Origin of the sequence: Ancylobacter sp. (assembly GCF_965249975.1) — a bacterium.
In the GTDB taxonomy this organism is placed as follows: Bacteria; Pseudomonadota; Alphaproteobacteria; order Rhizobiales; family Xanthobacteraceae; genus Ancylobacter.
In genome coordinates this window covers 114,918-130,480 of record NZ_CBDFNE010000020.1, presented here as the reverse complement: position 1 = coordinate 130,480, position 15,563 = coordinate 114,918, and the positions used below count along the sequence as shown (strand labels likewise).

The 15,563-nt window shown below is 66.7% G+C and carries 15 protein-coding genes and 1 tRNA gene; 9 read left to right on the top strand and 7 right to left on the bottom strand.

Annotated elements, in window-relative coordinates; all coding sequences use genetic code 11:
- Positions 1–308 precede the first annotated feature (308 nt).
- The 4 genes from ACP2AH_RS18715 to ACP2AH_RS18700 form a co-directional block, all read right to left on the bottom strand.
- Positions 309–941, bottom strand: coding sequence for an ATP-dependent Clp protease proteolytic subunit (locus ACP2AH_RS18715; protein ID WP_425107186.1), 633 nt, complete (start codon positions 939–941; stop codon positions 309–311).
- A 152-nt stretch (positions 942–1,093) separates the two neighbouring features.
- Positions 1,094–2,449: a trigger factor gene (gene tig / locus ACP2AH_RS18710; RefSeq protein ID WP_425107185.1), complete on the bottom strand. Its 1,356-nt coding sequence runs from the start codon at positions 2,447–2,449 to the stop codon at positions 1,094–1,096.
- 130 nt (positions 2,450–2,579) lie between these two features.
- A tRNA-Leu gene (locus ACP2AH_RS18705) sits at positions 2,580–2,664 on the bottom strand.
- Positions 2,665–2,809: 145 nt separating this feature from the next.
- Positions 2,810–4,297, bottom strand: coding sequence for an NAD(P)H-hydrate dehydratase (locus tag ACP2AH_RS18700; RefSeq protein ID WP_425107184.1), 1,488 nt, complete (start codon positions 4,295–4,297; stop codon positions 2,810–2,812).
- 350 nt (positions 4,298–4,647) lie between these two features.
- Between ACP2AH_RS18700 and ACP2AH_RS18695 the strand changes: the two genes are divergently transcribed.
- Together ACP2AH_RS18695 and glnA are read left to right on the top strand one after the other, a co-directional pair.
- A complete protein-coding gene (locus ACP2AH_RS18695; RefSeq protein WP_018386933.1) occupies positions 4,648–4,986 on the top strand; it encodes a P-II family nitrogen regulator in 339 nt (112 codons plus the stop codon).
- 132 nt (positions 4,987–5,118) lie between these two features.
- Entirely contained in the window at positions 5,119–6,528 is a 1,410-nt protein-coding gene (gene glnA, locus ACP2AH_RS18690) for a type I glutamate--ammonia ligase (protein ID WP_421700444.1), read from the top strand.
- Positions 6,529–6,717: 189 nt separating this feature from the next.
- Here glnA and rpsI read toward each other — a convergent pair whose 3' ends face one another.
- Both rpsI and rplM read right to left on the bottom strand, forming a co-directional pair.
- Positions 6,718–7,194: a 30S ribosomal protein S9 gene (rpsI, locus tag ACP2AH_RS18685; RefSeq protein WP_421700443.1), complete on the bottom strand. Its 477-nt coding sequence runs from the start codon at positions 7,192–7,194 to the stop codon at positions 6,718–6,720.
- Between the two features lie 2 nt (positions 7,195–7,196).
- Positions 7,197–7,658: a 50S ribosomal protein L13 gene (gene rplM / locus ACP2AH_RS18680; protein WP_307020040.1), complete on the bottom strand. Its 462-nt coding sequence runs from the start codon at positions 7,656–7,658 to the stop codon at positions 7,197–7,199.
- A gap of 268 nt (positions 7,659–7,926) precedes the next feature.
- Between rplM and ACP2AH_RS18675 the strand changes: the two genes are divergently transcribed.
- The 5 genes from ACP2AH_RS18675 to ACP2AH_RS18655 all read left to right on the top strand — a co-directional run bounded on the left by ACP2AH_RS18675 (position 7,927) and on the right by ACP2AH_RS18655 (position 12,895).
- Positions 7,927–8,367: a CoA-binding protein gene (locus ACP2AH_RS18675; RefSeq protein ID WP_425107183.1), complete on the top strand. Its 441-nt coding sequence runs from the start codon at positions 7,927–7,929 to the stop codon at positions 8,365–8,367.
- 145 nt (positions 8,368–8,512) lie between these two features.
- Positions 8,513–9,805, top strand: coding sequence for an O-acetylhomoserine aminocarboxypropyltransferase (locus ACP2AH_RS18670; RefSeq protein WP_307020038.1), 1,293 nt, complete (start codon positions 8,513–8,515; stop codon positions 9,803–9,805).
- 273 nt (positions 9,806–10,078) lie between these two features.
- On the top strand, positions 10,079–10,240 hold the full coding sequence (locus tag ACP2AH_RS18665) for a DUF1127 domain-containing protein (protein WP_244376008.1): 162 nt from the start codon (positions 10,079–10,081) through the stop codon (positions 10,238–10,240).
- A gap of 151 nt (positions 10,241–10,391) precedes the next feature.
- On the top strand, positions 10,392–11,825 hold the full coding sequence (trmFO, locus tag ACP2AH_RS18660; RefSeq protein WP_425107182.1) for a methylenetetrahydrofolate--tRNA-(uracil(54)-C(5))-methyltransferase (FADH(2)-oxidizing) TrmFO: 1,434 nt from the start codon (positions 10,392–10,394) through the stop codon (positions 11,823–11,825).
- Positions 11,822–12,895, top strand: coding sequence for a serine/threonine protein kinase (locus ACP2AH_RS18655; protein WP_425107181.1), 1,074 nt, complete (start codon positions 11,822–11,824; stop codon positions 12,893–12,895). Before trmFO ends, ACP2AH_RS18655 begins: the two co-directional genes overlap by 4 nt.
- A 98-nt stretch (positions 12,896–12,993) precedes the next feature.
- On the opposite strand, the gene ACP2AH_RS18650 is transcribed toward ACP2AH_RS18655, so the two are convergent.
- Positions 12,994–13,905, bottom strand: coding sequence for a LysR family transcriptional regulator (locus tag ACP2AH_RS18650; RefSeq protein ID WP_425107180.1), 912 nt, complete (start codon positions 13,903–13,905; stop codon positions 12,994–12,996).
- Between the two features lie 139 nt (positions 13,906–14,044).
- On the opposite strand from ACP2AH_RS18650, the gene ACP2AH_RS18645 reads away from it, so the two are divergent.
- Together ACP2AH_RS18645 and ACP2AH_RS18640 are read left to right on the top strand one after the other, a co-directional pair.
- Complete coding sequence (locus tag ACP2AH_RS18645) at positions 14,045–14,803, top strand: SDR family NAD(P)-dependent oxidoreductase (RefSeq protein WP_425107179.1); 759 nt, start codon at positions 14,045–14,047, stop codon at positions 14,801–14,803.
- On the top strand, positions 14,797–15,537 hold the full coding sequence (locus ACP2AH_RS18640) for an SDR family NAD(P)-dependent oxidoreductase (protein ID WP_425107178.1): 741 nt from the start codon (positions 14,797–14,799) through the stop codon (positions 15,535–15,537). The genes ACP2AH_RS18645 and ACP2AH_RS18640 overlap by 7 nt, the downstream gene beginning before the upstream one ends.
- Positions 15,538–15,563: the final 26 nt, after the last annotated feature.

Below are 15,563 nucleotides of genomic sequence, written 5' to 3'. Positions count from 1 at the left end.
GCCTCCAAGGGGGGAGAAACGCGACGGCTCGAAAAGGCCGTCAAAAGGAAGCGACTTAAGGGTCCCTGTTCCGTCACAGCCAAGCACGCTGGCCACGATCCGATCAAGAAGGCATTCGCACCATCCCCGATTTCGCGAAAATGGGCGCCTGCCCGTCGTCCCCCCGTCACACCTCCAGGCGACACTTCATGCTGATGCCATGCAAGCGCGATACCGCGACGCATGCAAGCCCGCGCTTCATCTCGACGCGGGCTCAGGTGTCAATATAGAAAGTCGCGCCGCATTCGGAAACACGGCGCGAAGGCCCGTCAGGGCTTCACTGCGGCCTCATCCGGGCGCTTGTCGATCACTTTGTCGATAAGGCCGAAGGACTTGGCCACGTCGGCGGTCATGAAGTTGTCGCGCTCCAGCGCGTCTTCCACCGACTTGAGGTCCTGGCCCGTGTGCTTCACGTAGATCTCGTTGAGCCGCTGCTTGAGGCTCATGATCTCCTTGGCGTGGAGCATGATGTCGGTCACCTGGCCCTGGAAGCCGCCCGAGGGCTGGTGCACCATGATTCGCGCGTTCGGCAGGGCGAAGCGCATGTCCTTCTCGCCGGCGGTCAGCAGCAGCGAGCCCATCGAGGCCGCCTGGCCGATGCACAGCGTCGACACCGCCGGCTTGATGAACTGCATGGTGTCGTAGATCGCCAGACCCGATGTCACCACCCCGCCAGGGGAGTTGATGTACATCGAGATTTCCTTCTTCGGGTTCTCCGCTTCGAGGAACAGCAGCTGGGCGACCATGAGGGTCGCCATGCCGTCCTCGACCGGCCCGGTCAGGAAAATGATGCGCTCTTTCAGCAGCCGCGAATAAATGTCGTAGGAACGCTCGCCCCGGTTGGTCTGCTCGACCACCATCGGGACCAGGTAGTTGTTCAGGGTATCAATCGGGTCACGCATATTTCGATCCTCGGCGGCACGGCGCGCCTGCGCCGCCCGCGAATCCACCTACCCCACAATAAAGGGAAAGCGCGTCCCTACCAGCCCGCCGGTGCGGCCGCGGCGGGAGGCGGAGCCGCGCGCCGTGCACGACTCCGCGCGTTCCGCCGAAATCAGGCCGCCTTGTCGTCCTCGTCCTCGGCATAGAGTTCCTCGCGGGTGACGGGGACCTCGTTGACGGTGGCGAGTTCGAGCAGGTAGTCGACGACCTTCTCCTCGAAGATCGGCGCGCGCAGGCTGGCCAGCGCCTGGGCGTTCTTGCGGTAGAACTCCCACACCTGCTGCTCCTGCCCCGGGAACTGCCGGGCGCGCTCGACGACGGCGCGGGTCACTTCGTCGTCGGTGACCTGGATGTTGTTCTTCTCACCGATTTCCGCAAGGACCAGGCCGAGGCGCACGCGGCGCTCGGCAATCTTGCGGTAGTCCTCGCGGGCGGCCTCCTCGGTGGTGCCCTCATCGGCGAAGGTCTTCTTCTGGGCTTCCATCTCGGAGGTGACCGAACCCCAGATGCCATCGAATTCCTGTTCCGCCAGGGTCGGCGGCACGTCGAACTGGTGCAGGCCGTCCAGCGCGTCGAGCAGGCGGCGCTTGGCCTTGTTGCGGCTCTGCGCGTTGTGCTCCTGGGCGATGCGGCTCTTCACCTGCTCCTTGAGCGCGGCGAGGCTGTCCATGCCCAGCGTCTTGGCGAACTCGTCGCCGATTTCCATCTCGGTCGGGGCTTCGATCATCTTCGCCGTCACCTCGAACGAGGCTTCCTTGCCGGCGAGATGAGCGGCCTGATAGGCCTCGGGGAAGGTGACGGTGACGGTGCGGGTCTCGTCTTCCTTGATGCCGACCAGCTGCTCCTCGAAGCCGGGGATGAAGCTGCTGGAGCCGAGCACCAGCGGCACATCCTCGCCCGCGCCGCCCTCGAACTTCTCGCCGTCGATCGAGCCGACGAAGGAGATGGTGACGCGGTCGCCGTTCTCGGCCGTGCCTTCCGGCTTGGCGGCATAGGGGCGGTTGGCGTCGGCGATGCGCTTGACGGTCTCCTCGACCTCCTCGTCGGAGACCGCGAGCACCGGCTTGTCGAGGGTGATCGACCTGAAGTCGCCGAGCGTGATCGCCGGCAGCACTTCGAGGTTCACGGTGAAGGACAGGTCAGCCTTGCCTTCGATGACCTCGTTCACCTGTTCCTGGTCCTGCGGCAGCTCCACCTTGGGCTGCATCGCAAGCTTGAAGCCGTTATCCTCGATGATCTTGGTGTTGGCCTCGTTCACCGCCTGGTCGATGACCTCGGCGAGCACGGACTTGCCATACATGCGCTTGAGATGCGCGACCGGCACCTTGCCGGGGCGGAAGCCGTTGAGGCGGACCTTGTCCTTGAGTTCGCTGAGGCGCGCATTGGCCTTGGCGTCAAGTTCGGAGGCCGGCAGCACCACGCGATATTCGCGCTTCAGACCTTCGGCGAGGAGTTCGGTGACCTGCATTTTAATCGGCCTTCGTCTAGTTTGCCGCGTGCGCGGGCTCTCGAATGTCGGTGTGCGTGGCCGCGTGATCGCCGACGGCCGCGCTCGGTGCAAATGGGTCGGAAGGCGGCACCGGACAAGGGTAAGGCACTGGTGCGGGCGGAGGGACTCGAACCCCCACGACTCTCGCCACTGGAACCTAAATCCAGCGCGTCTACCAGTTCCGCCACGCCCGCGGTTGCGCCTGTCGCCCGCCACGTCGTCCGCGAGGACGCGCATGGGCACATGGGCGCGCACCCGAGAAGGCGCCGCCAGCCGGGTGCGGGCTTATAACACGGTCATGACGCTGCGCCAGTGCAAAATGCGCGCGCCCGCCCGCCGCTACACAGCCCCCAGCCGGGCGAAGAGGCGGCGATAGACCGGACGCAGCGCGTCGATCAGATCGTCGGCCACCAGCCCCGGCCCGGCCTCGCGCGCGGCTTCGCCATGCAGCCACACGCTAGCGCTCGCCGCCTCGAAGGGCGGCATGCCCTGCGCCAGCAGCCCGCCGACGATTCCCGCCACCACGTCCCCCGCCCCGGCCGTCGCCAGCCAAGGCGGCGCATTGGCGGCGATGCTGGCGCGCCCGTCCGGGCTCGCCACCACCGTGTCCGGCCCCTTGAGCAGCAGCGTCGCGCCCAGGCGCGCGGCGCCGGCACGCGCCCGCTCCAGCCGTGAGGGCGCCTCCAGCACCTGCGGGCAGCGCTCGAAAATCCGCGCGAATTCGCCGTCATGCGGGGTCGCTACCGCCGCTGGCGCGCCCGCCAGCGCCTGCGCCAGCGCGTCCGCCTCGCCCTTGAACGAGGTGAGGAGATCGGCGTCGATGACAAGCCGCCGGTCGCCGCACACGCCAAGCTTGGCGCGGGCCGCCTCCCCGACGCCAAGGCCGGGGCCGAGCACCAGCGTCGTCAGGCGGGGGTCGGCCAGCAGATGCGCCAGCCCCGCCGCGTCCTCCACCGGCCGCACCATGATGGCGGAGAGATTCGCCGCGTGGATCGGCAGCGCCTCGGCCGGGCACGCCACCGTCACTAGCCCGGCCCCGGCCCGCAGCGCCGCGCGGGCGGAAAGCCGCGTCGCCCCGGTCGCCTGCGCCGGGCCGGAAACGGCCACGAGATGGCCGCGCGAATATTTATGCCCCTCCGGCGCCGGCACCGGGAAATGGCCGGCCCACAGCTCCGGCACATTGGCGAAGGCGCGCGGCGCGAGGACGTCAAGCGCGGCGGGGAGGATGCCGATATCCGCGACGGTCACCTCCCCCGCATGCAGGCGCCCCGGCAGCAGCACATGGCCGGGCTTGGCGCGGAAGAAGGTGACGCTCCACCGCGCCTTGATCGCCGCCCCGCGCACCGCGCCGGTGGCGCCGTCGATGCCGGAAGGCAGGTCCACCGCCAGCACCGGCAGGCCGGCGGCGTTCACCCGCTCCACCAGCGCCCGCGCCGCGCCGTCGAGATCGCGCGCCAGCCCGGCGCCGAACAGCGCGTCGATGATGAGATCAGCGCTGGCGAGGTCCACCGTCTCCGCCGGCGCGACAGCTCCGGTCCAGCGCGCCGCCATGAACGCGGCATCGCCGCGCAGAGCCTCCCGGTCGCCCAGCAGAGCGAGCCGCACCCGGTAGCCGGCCGCCGCCAGGAGCCGCGCGGCGACGAATCCGTCTCCGCCATTATTGCCCGGCCCGCACAGCACCAGCACCCGCCCGCCCGCCACCGTCACACGCGCGGCGAAGGCTGCGACAGCGTGTCCCGCCCGTTCCATGAGCACGGCGCCGGGAACGCCGGCGGCGATGGTGAAGGCATCGGCGCGAGCCATTTCGGTGGGGGTAAGAAGTTCCATCGGTCCCTGATCCTGCACGGTCCGGCGCTGGCGGCGGCGTCAGCTTTAGCTTAGCGGAAACAGCATCAGCCGTGCGAGGCCGCGGCCGCCGCAACAATCGACGGCAAATGCCTAGCTTTAGCGCAGCCCTTCGGCCGGCCGCGCGGCCACTCTTGCCTACTTTGCCGGCACATCGCCCATAACTTCATCATTCCCGGAAATCGAAGCTGTTTGGCCCGTGCGGTAGCGTCATGCGATGATGCGCTATTAACGGTTTCCGGCGACACTAGGGTGCTTGGCATGGGTTCTGCTTCTTCGCGACCCGACTCGGCCGGGCGTCGCGGATCGACGAGTCAGGGAGACGAGGTCAGATGAAGAAGATTGAGGCCATCATTAAGCCCTTCAAGCTCGACGAGGTGAAGGAGGCGCTGCAGGAGATCGGCTTGCAGGGCATCACCGTCACGGAAGCCAAGGGCTTCGGCCGGCAGAAGGGACACACGGAACTCTATCGGGGCGCCGAATACGTCGTCGATTTCCTGCCGAAGGTGAAGATCGAGATCGTGGTCGCCGACGAGACGGTGGAAACGGCGATCGACGCCATCCGCCGCGCCGCCCAGACCGGCCGCATCGGCGACGGCAAGATCTTCGTTTCCAACATCGAAGAAGCCATTCGCATTCGTACCGGTGAGTCGGGCGTCGACGCCATCTGACAGCCAGCGTAGTATGGTGGCGCATATGAGCGCGCCGCATCCCCACGGATGCGGCGCGTATCGTCGTTGACCATCCGCTTGGGATCCATCTGCCCTGCAAAAGACGGCAGTATCAGAAGAGGTACGAACAATATGACGACGGCCAAGGATGTAATGAAGCTGATAAAGGACAACGACGTGAAATACGTCGACCTGCGCTTCACCGATCCCCGCGGCAAGTGGCAGCATGTGACCTTCGATATCTCGATGGTCGACGAAGATTTCTTCGCCGAAGGTCAGGCATTCGACGGTTCCTCCATTGCGGGCTGGAAGGCCATCAACGAATCGGACATGCATCTGCAGCCCGATCTCGACTCCGTCAGCATCGACCCGTTCTTCGCCGAGACCACGCTCGTCGTGGTGTGCGACGTGCTGGAGCCGACCACCGGCGAGCCCTATGCGCGCGACCCGCGCGGCATCGCCAAGAAGGCCGAGGCCTATCTCAAGTCCACCGGCATCGGCGACACCATCTATATCGGCCCCGAGGCCGAGTTCTTCATCTTCGACGACGTGCGCTTCACCGCCGACCCCTACAACACCGGCTTCAAGCTCGATTCGGTGGAACTGCCGACCAATGGCGGCACCGAATATGAAGGCGGCAATCTCGGCCACCGCGTGCGCACCAAGGGCGGCTACTTCCCGGTGCCGCCGGTCGACAGCTGCCAGGACCTGCGCGGCGAGATGCTCGCGGCCATGGCCCGCATGGGCGCCAAGGTCGAGAAGCACCATCACGAGGTCGCTTCCGCCCAGCACGAGCTGGGTCTGAAGTTCGACACGCTGGTGACGATGGCCGACCAGCTGCAGGTCTACAAGTACTGCATCCACCAGGTCGCCAATGTCTATGGCAAGACGGCCACCTTCATGCCGAAGCCGATCTTCGGCGACAACGGCTCGGGCATGCATGTGCACCAGTCGATCTGGAAGGACGGCAAGCCAATGTTTGCCGGCAACAAATATGCCGACCTCAGCCAGGAATGCCTGTGGTACATTGGCGGCATCATCAAGCACGCCAAGGCGCTGAACGCCTTCACCAACCCGCTGACCAACTCCTACAAGCGGCTGGTCCCCGGCTATGAGGCGCCCGTGCTGCTCGCCTATTCCGCGCGCAACCGCTCGGCCTCCTGCCGCATCCCCTACACGACCTCGGCCAAGGCCAAGCGCGTCGAGACCCGCTTCCCGGACCCCGGCGCGAACCCCTATCTCGCCTTCGCCGCGCTCGTCATGGCCGGCCTCGACGGCATCATCAACAAGATCGATCCGGGTCCGGCCATGGACAAGGACCTCTATGATCTGCCGCCGAAGGAGCTGAAGAAGATCCCGACCGTCTGCGGCTCGCTGCGTGAGGCGCTGGCCTCGCTCGACAAGGACCGCGAGTTCCTCAAGAAGGGCGACGTGTTCGGCGACGACTTCATCAACGCCTATATCGAGCTGAAGATGGTCGAGGTGATGCGGTTCGAAATGACCCCGCACCCGGTCGAGTTCGAGATGTACTACTCGGTCTGATCGGCACGCCGGTCGACCAACGGAAAGGGGCGCCGCGAGGCGCCCCTTTTTTGTGCCCCTAGAGCACTCACCGATCCACCGCTCAGGTCGTTTCAACCTGATCGTATCAGTCTCTAGCGCGGCGCAATGCGCAAACAAAAAGGGCGGGTCGCAGGACCCGCCCTTTCGCATTGGAAGCCGAAGCGCCGATCAGCGCTTGGAGAACTGGAAGCTGCGGCGGGCCTTGGCCTTGCCGTACTTCTTGCGCTCGACCACGCGCGAGTCGCGGGTCAGGAAGCCACCCTTCTTCAGCGGGCCGCGCAGTTCGGGCTCGTAATAGGTGAGCGCGCGGGAGATGCCGTGGCGCAGCGCGCCGGCCTGGCCGGAGAGGCCGCCGCCGGAAACGGTGCAGACCACGTCATACTGGCCGCTGCGGGCCGCCGCCGAGAACGGCTGCTGGATGATGAGGCGCAGCACGGGACGGGCGAAATACACCTCGACGTCGCGCTCATTGACCAGGATCTTGCCGGTGCCGGGGCGCACCCACACGCGGGCGACCGCGTTCTTGCGCTTGCCGGTGGCGTAGGCGCGGCCCTGCTTGTCCAGCTTCTGGACATGCTTGGGGGCCTCGGCGGCCTGGGACTTCAGGGCTTCGAGCCCGTCGAGCGACTGGATGAGCTCAGCCATGATCAGATACCCACGTTCTTGCGGTTGAGCGCGGCGACATCGAGCGTCTCCGGCTGCTGGGCCTCATGCGGATGAGTGGCGCCCTTATAGACACGCAGATTGCCCATCAGCTTGCGGCCGAGCGGGCCGCGCGCCAGCATGCGCTCCACCGCCTTCTCGACGACCCGCTCCGGGAACCGGCCTTCGAGGATGAACTTCGCGGTCCGCTCCTTGATGCCGCCGGGGAAGCCGGTGTGGTGGTAATACACCTTGTCATCGCGCTTGCGGCCGGTCAGCACCACCTTGTCGGCGTTGATGACGACGATGTTGTCGCCGCAATCGACGTGGGGGGTGTAGATCGCCTTGTGCTTGCCCTTCAGGCGGGTGGCGATGATGGTGGCGAGACGGCCGACCACGAGGCCGGTGGCGTCGATCACCACCCACTTCTTCTGGATATCGGCGGGTTTTGCCGAAAACGTCTTCATGGGAAAATCCATATGCAAGGGCGCGGAGTACCCGCACCTCTCTCGTGGCGGGGTTCTAGACGAGCGCCCGCGCAACGTCAATCCCACGTTATCGGATATTCATGTTACAAATCAATGAGTTACGATTTAGGTATTTTAATACCACGTTCTAACCCCTTGAAATTCGCCTTCCGGCCCGTCGCTCTCCAGCGCATTCGGCCCCTCCCCGTGCCCGCACCCGCGCACCATATGGCGGGCAGAAACCCCTCCATCTGCCCCAGGAGGCCCCGTGAATCACGATTCCTATGACGACGCCTTCATCGCCGGGTGGCTCGGCCGCGTGCGCACCATCGCCGTGGTCGGCGCCAGCCCGAATCCGGCCCGCCCCAGCCATGGCGTCGCCCGCTTTCTCGCCCTGCACGGCCACACCGTGTTCGCCATCAATCCCGGCCAGGCCGGGCGCGACATCGCCGGGCTGCCCACCTATGCCCGCCTCGCCGATGTGCCCGAGCCGATCGACATGGTGGACGTGTTCCGCGCGCCGGAATATCTCGCCGCCGTGGTGGCGGAATCGCTCGCGCTTTCGCCCCGCCCGCAGCTCATCTGGAGCCAGCTCGGCGTGCGCGACGATGTGGCCGCCGCCACCGCCGAGGCGCAGGGCATCGCCGTCATTCAGGACCGCTGCCCCGCCATCGAGATTCCCCGGCTGCGGCTGCCACGCCTCGCCTAGACGCAATATCAACAGCCACTTTTCGCTGTTTAATTCTTTCTCCAGACCTGTTGCGTTTTTTAGCCAAGGCGCGACACTACCTCCCAAGACGCTCGCCGCCGCGCACCGCTCGCGCGGCCGCCGAGCCGTCGACAGGAGAACGCCAATGACCGACGCAACCACCCCCGCTCCGGGCTTCGCCACCCTCGCCGTGCATGCCGGCGCCGCGCCCGACCCGACCACCAAGGCGCGCGCCACGCCGATCTACCAGACCACCTCCTTCGTGTTCGACGATGTCGACCACGCCGCCTCGCTGTTCGGGCTGAAGGCGTTCGGCAATATCTACACGCGCATCGGCAACCCCACCAATGCGGTGCTGGAAGAGCGCGTCGCGGCGCTGGAAGGCGGCACCGCCGCGCTGGCCGTCGCGTCCGGCCATGCCGCGCAACTGCTCACCTTCCAGACGCTGCTGACTCCCGGCGACGAGTTCATCGCCGCGCGCAAGCTCTATGGCGGCTCGATCAACCAGTTCAACCACGCCTTCAAGAGCTTCGGCTGGAACGTGGTCTGGGCGGACTCCGACGATGTCGCCTCCTTCGAGCGCGCCATCTCGCCGCGCACCAAGGCGATCTTCATCGAGTCGATCGCCAATCCCGGCGGCATCGTCACCGACATCGCCGCCATATCGAAGATCGCCAAGCGCGCCGGCGTGCCGCTGATCGTCGACAACACGCTGGCGACGCCCTACCTCATCCGTCCGTTCGAGCACGGCGCCGACATCATCATCCATTCCGCCACCAAATTCCTCGGCGGCCATGGCAATTCCATCGGTGGCGTCATCGTCGATGGCGGCTCCTTCGACTGGCTGCGCGAGGGGCGCTATCCCTTCCTCTCCCAGCCGCGCCCGGAATATGAGGGCGTGGTCATCGGCGAGACCTTCGGTAATTTCGCCTTCGCCATCGCCGCCCGCGTGCTCGGCCTGCGCGATCTCGGTCCGGCGCTGTCGCCGTTCAACGCCTTCCTGCTGCTTACCGGTATTGAGACCCTGCCGCTGCGCATCCAGCGCCATTGCGACAATGCGCTGGCGGTGGCGAAATTCCTCGCCGACCACCCGAAAGTGTCCTGGGTCAGCTATCCCGGCCTGCCGGGCGACCGCTATTACAACCTCGCCCAGCAATACACGCCCAAGGGCGCTGGCGCGGTGTTCACCTTCGGCCTCAAGGGCGGCTTCGAAGCCGGCGTGGCGCTGGTGTCCGGGGTGAAGCTGTTCTCGCACCTCGCCAATATCGGCGATACGCGCTCGCTCATCATCCACCCCGCCTCCACCACCCACCGCCAGCTCGCCGACGAGCAGAAGACGCTGGCCGGCGCCGGCCCGGATGTGGTGCGCCTGTCCGTGGGTATCGAGGACGCGGCGGACATCATCGCCGACCTCGAACAGGCGCTGGCGAACGCCTGAGGACCACCAGCGAACGGGCGCCTGCGGGCGGACCTCGGCCGATCTCGATCAGGCGCCCACGGGCGCCTGATTCACACCAAGGTTTCGCCAACCTTGCAGATCGTGAATGAATTGTGAGCGTGGCATGCGCGCCTCGCAGGGCTGGGATGCGGTATATTTCCTACCAAACAAGCAGGATGTCGAATATCTAGGCACAGGAATGATTAACGGACGTGCAGCTGCCGGGGATGCTCGGAGGCCGCGATCCGGTAACTACAACCGATGGAGACTGACATGCTGCTTTGGGGCCTCGTTGCCAAGCAGATCCGCCGCTACCAGGCGTATCGCCGCACTCTCGTTGAGCTCTCCCAGCTCGACGACCGCACCCTCGCCGACATCAACGTGTCGCGTGGCGAAATCACCAGCGTTGCCCGTCGCGCCGCCGCTGCGGCGTGATGCGGCCTTGAGGCCGGACGCTCGCGTCTGAATCGGACACATCGTCCACCTCACTGCACTGATCGTACGGCCCCGGAATTTTCCGGGGCCGTTCTTTTTTGCCCCCGTTCCGTGCTAAGCCGCGCGCGGATGTGTTGAGCAGCGGCAGGATATGAGCATCACCGAAAAGCGCCCGGTTCACATTGTCGGCGGCGGCCTCGCCGGCTGCGAAGCCGCCTGGCAGCTCGCCCGTCGCGGCACCCCTGTCGTGCTGCACGAAATGCGCCCGACGCGCGGCACCGATGCCCACAAAACCGACAGCCTGGCCGAGCTCGTCTGCTCTAACTCCTTCAGATCAGACGATTCTTCCAATAATGCCGTCGGCGTGCTGCACGCCGAGATGCGCCGCCTCGGCTCGCTCATCATGGGCTGCGCCGACCGTCACCAGATCCCCGCCGGTGGCGCGCTGGCCGTGGATCGCGAGGGCTTCGCCGAGGCCGTCACCGCCGCCATTGCCGCCCATCCGCTGATCACGGTGGAGCGCGGCGAGGTCGCCGGCCTGCCGCCGGCGGAATGGGACAGCGTCATCGTTGCCACCGGCCCCCTCACCTCCCCGGCCCTCGCCGAAGCGATCCGCGCCCGCGCCGACGAGCAGGCGCTCGCCTTCTTTGACGCGATCGCGCCGATAATTCACTTTGATTCCATAGACATGGACGTGTGCTGGTTCCAGTCGCGCTATGACAAGATGGGACCCGGCGGCACCGGCGCCGACTACATCAACTGCCCCATGGACAAGGAGCAGTACGAGGCTTTCGTCGCCGCCCTGGTCGCCTCCGACACCGTGCCCTTCCGCGAGTTCGAAGCCAACACGCCCTATTTCGACGGCTGCCTGCCGATCGAGGTGATGGCCGCGCGCGGCCCGGAAACGCTGCGCCACGGCCCGATGAAACCGATGGGCCTGACCAACGCGCACAATCCCACCGTGAAGCCCTATGCGGTGGTCCAGCTGCGGCAGGATAACGCGCTGGGCACGCTCTATAATATGGTCGGTTTCCAGACCAAGACCCGCCATGGCGAGCAGACCCGCCTGTTCCGCATGATTCCGGGGCTGGAAAAGGCGGAATTCGCGCGGCTCGGCGGTCTGCACCGCAACACCTATCTCAACTCACCCCGCGTGCTCGACGCCACGCTGCGGCTGAAAGCCGAGCCGCGCCTGCGCTTTGCCGGCCAGATCACCGGCTGCGAGGGCTATGTGGAAAGCGCCGCCATGGGGCTTATGGCCGGCCTGTTCGCCAGCGCGGAGCAGCGTCGGGAGACTCCGGCTCTACCGCCGCCGACCACCGCCCATGGCGCCCTTCTCAACCACATCACCGGCGGCCATATCGAGACGGTGGAGGCGGGCCCGCGCTCCTTCCAGCCGATGAACGTCAATTTCGGCCTGTTCCCGCCGCTCGACGCCAACCCGACCCGCGACGCCGGAGGCAACCGCCTGCGCGGCACGCAGAAGACCGTCGCCAAAAAGCAGGTGCTCGCCGCCCGCGCCCTTGCCGATATGGACGCCTGGGCCAAGGCCCACGCGGATGAGCCGAACGAGGCCGCCGCGTGAGCCTCACGGTCCCCGCCCAGGGCGGCGTGTTCGAGCTCGACACCGTGCTCAAGCGCGACACCTTCTCCACCATCGAGCGCGGCTTCTGGCGCGATGCCGCCGGTACCGTCTACCCGGCGGTACGGCGCAACTATGCCGAGGTGAAATGGTGGGTGAAGCCGCTCGCCCGCCACTTCGCCGCCCGCGAGGCGCGCGCGCTGATGCGTGCGGAGGGCAGCGGCCACACCGTGCCGGTCTATGCGCTGGAGGAAGGCTATCTGGTCCGCGGCTTTGTCGACGGAATCCCGCTGCAGATCGCCCGCCCGCGCGGCGATCGCGCCTATTTCGCCTCCGCCCGCAAGGGCTTGCGCGAGGTGCATCGCCGCAACATCGCCCATAACGACCTCGCCAAACCGCAGAACTGGCTCTACGCCGCCGACGGGCGCGCGGTGCTGATGGACTTTCAGCTCGCCATGGTGTTTTCCCGGCGTAGCAAGGCCTTCCGCGTCGCGGCCTATGAAGACATCCGCCACTTCCTCAAGCAGAAGCGCAGCTACTGCCCGGAGGCGCTGACCGCGCGCGAGAAAAAGATCCTCGCCCGCAAGAGCCTGTACACCCGCGTGTGGATGAAGACGGGCAAGAAAATCTACAATTTCGTCACCCGCCGGCTGCTGAACTACCACGACACGGAGGGTCGCGGCCCGCGCGCCATGGAGCAGGGCCCGCGCATCGCTGCCGCGCTCGGCGAGGTGGCGGGTGTGCGCCATGTGCATATCTGCGACTTCCCCACCGCGGGCCATTCCTTCGGGCTCTATGCCTTCGTCGAGGCGGAGGGCACCACTGAGGAGACCTTGCGCGCGCACCTCGCTGCCCGCCTGCCGGACCTGCTGCCGCCCGAGCACCTCCAGCTGGTGCCGACCCTCCCCCGCGACGCTGCAGGCGCGGTGCGCGACGACCTGCTGCGCCTCGTTGCCCTGAACCAGCTCGATCAGCTCTCCCAGTTGCCGCGCGGGCCGGAAGAGGAGGCGGCGCTAGCCGTCATCGTCCGCGAGCGCCGCAACCTGAGCGACCGCGTGCGCGGCGGCATCTAGATCATTTCACCGTTTCACGGAAACAGTGAAATGATCTAATTCTTTGTTTTGTCGCGTTTTCTTCACGCGAACCTTTATCCACTTCGCTCGAAAACGCTCTAGCCGGCTGCGCCGCCGCCCGCCTGCACCTTCAATTCGCGCACGAAGGCATCGACAAGCGGCTGCTCGCCCTTGAGCCGCCGCGTGGCGGCGAAATGGGTGGTCTCGAAGCCATAGGCCTCGGGCCGCAGCACCCGCATCTCTCCCCGCGCCACCCAATCCTCGCCGATATGGCGCGGGAGATAGCCGATGAAGCGGCCGGAGAGGATCATCATCACCTGTGCCTCCATCTGCACTATGGCGCCGCTGGCGCGCGGGTGGTTGACCCGGTAGAGGTCATCGAGGTGGCGATAGCGCCGCACCGAAAACAGCGCCTCCTCGATGCGGGCATGGGTGATCTCGGTGCCCGGCAGCGCGAAGAGCGGGTGCGCGCGCCCGCAATAGAGCGCCTGCGCCTCGCGGTTGAGCGGCACATAGGTAAGGCCCGGCACCTTCTGCGAGAATGGCCCGACCACGAGGTCGCGCGCCCCGTCCATCAGCGCCCGCTCCAGCACCAGCGGCGTGCCGAGTTCGAGATCGACGAACACCTCGGACGCATAGGCCATGTAGCGCGACAGGGCCGTCTGCAACCCGAGTTGCGGGTTGGTGACGACGCCATCGACGATGCCGATCCGCAGCCGCCCCACCAGCCGGCGCTGGTCCTGGCCAATGCGGCCGTGGAAGGCGTCGATGTCGTCGAACAGCCGCTTGGCGGCGGCGAGGGTCGATTCGCCGAACGGCGTGAGCCGAAAGCCGGCCCGCCCGCGCTCGCACAGCTGCCCGCCCAGCTTGCGCTCCAGTGCCGCGAGATGGGTGGAGAGCGTGGATTGCGACAGGTTGAGCGCGATCTGCGCGTCCTGAAAGCCGCCCTCCTCCGCCAGCGTGACGAAGACGCGCAGCAGCCGCAGGTCGATATTGTCGAGACGGCGCATCGCCCCTCCGCTCACATCGACTTTTGCCGATGTATCGTTCCATTAATTCCGATTTCTCTTGATGTGAAGATACGCCAGCATGGCGGGGCCAAAGGGAGCCCGCCATGCCCTCCTTCCCCCGCCTCACCCGGCCCCGCTCATGAGCCTCGACGGCATTTCAGGCCGCACCGTGCTAGTCACCGGCGCCAGCCGTGGCATCGGCCTCGGCATCGCCCGCGCCTTCGCCGCAGCGGGAGCGGAAATGCACATGCTGGCCGATGACGACGCGATTATCGAGGTCGCCGAACGCCTCGGCGCGCGCGGCCACCGCGCCGACATTACCTCGGCCGAGGAGGTGGCGGCGGTGGCGGAAGCGATCCCTCATCTCGACGTTCTGGTGAATAATGCCGGGCTGGAGCGCGTTACCCCTCTGGACGACGTAAGCAGCGACAACGAAGCGGTGTTCCGCCGTGTGGTGGAAATCAATGTCGTGGGCACGTTTCTCGTCACCCGCGCCCTGCTCCCCCGCCTCGCCCACGGCGGGCGCATCATCAACACCGCCTCCATCTGGTCGCGCAGCGCCGAGCAGCTGTTCGGCGCCTATGTCGCCTCCAAGCACGCGGTGATCGGCCTCACCAAGACCTGGGCCAAGGAACTCGGGCCGCGCGGCATCACAGTGAATGCCGTCTGCCCCGGCTGGGTGCGCACGGAAGCCTCGCTGCGCTCGCTCCACGCCATGGCCGCGCGTACCGGCCTCGCGCCCGACGTGCTGCTGGGGGAAATCGTCGCCGCGCAGATTCTGCCGGGCTTCATGGACCCGGAAGATGTGGCGGGTACATATCTCTTCCTCGCCTCGGACCTGGCGGCCAACATCACCGGCCAGAGCCTCGGGGTCGATCGCGGAGAACTGCCATGGTAGCCCACCACAAGGACCACCCCCACCGGGATTTACGCGTCATCGTCACCGGCGCGGCAAGCGGCATCGGCCGGGCGAGCGCGGATGCGCTGTGCGCCGCCGGCGCCAAGGTCATCGGCTTCGATCTTCACCCCCCACCCGACGAAACCCGCTGGCCGACCATTCTGGTGAACGTCGCGGACGAAGCCTCGGTCATTGGCGGCATGGAGGCGGCAGTGGCGGAACTGCGCGGGCTCGATGTCATCGTCAACTGCGCCGGCATCTGCGAGGAGACGCCGCTGGCGAGCCTCAATATCGCGACCTATGAGCGGATGGCGGCGGTCAATGTGCGCGGGCCGATGCTGATGGCGCGCGAGGCGCTGTCGCGCTTCAGCGCTGAAGGTCCGGTGCGCGGGCGCATCATCAACATCGCGTCCGAACTCGCCTATCTCGGCCGCGCCGGCTTCTCCGGCTATGCCGGCACCAAGGGCGCGGTCCTCACCCTCACCCGCTCCTGGGCGAGGGAACTCGGGCCGGACATTCTCGTCAACGCCATCGCGCCCGGGCCGGTCGACACGCCGCTGCTCGACTTCGCCAATCTGAGCGAGGAACTGAAGCGCCTGGAAACCGGCAACCCGTCCGGCCGTGTCGGCCGGCCGGAAGAGGTCGCGCAGGCGGTTCTCTTCCTGGCGAGCCGCACCACCACCTTCATCACCGGCCAGTGCCTCAGCGTCGATGGCGGCGCCGCGATGCACTGAACGGGCACGCCATCACACTCAGGGGG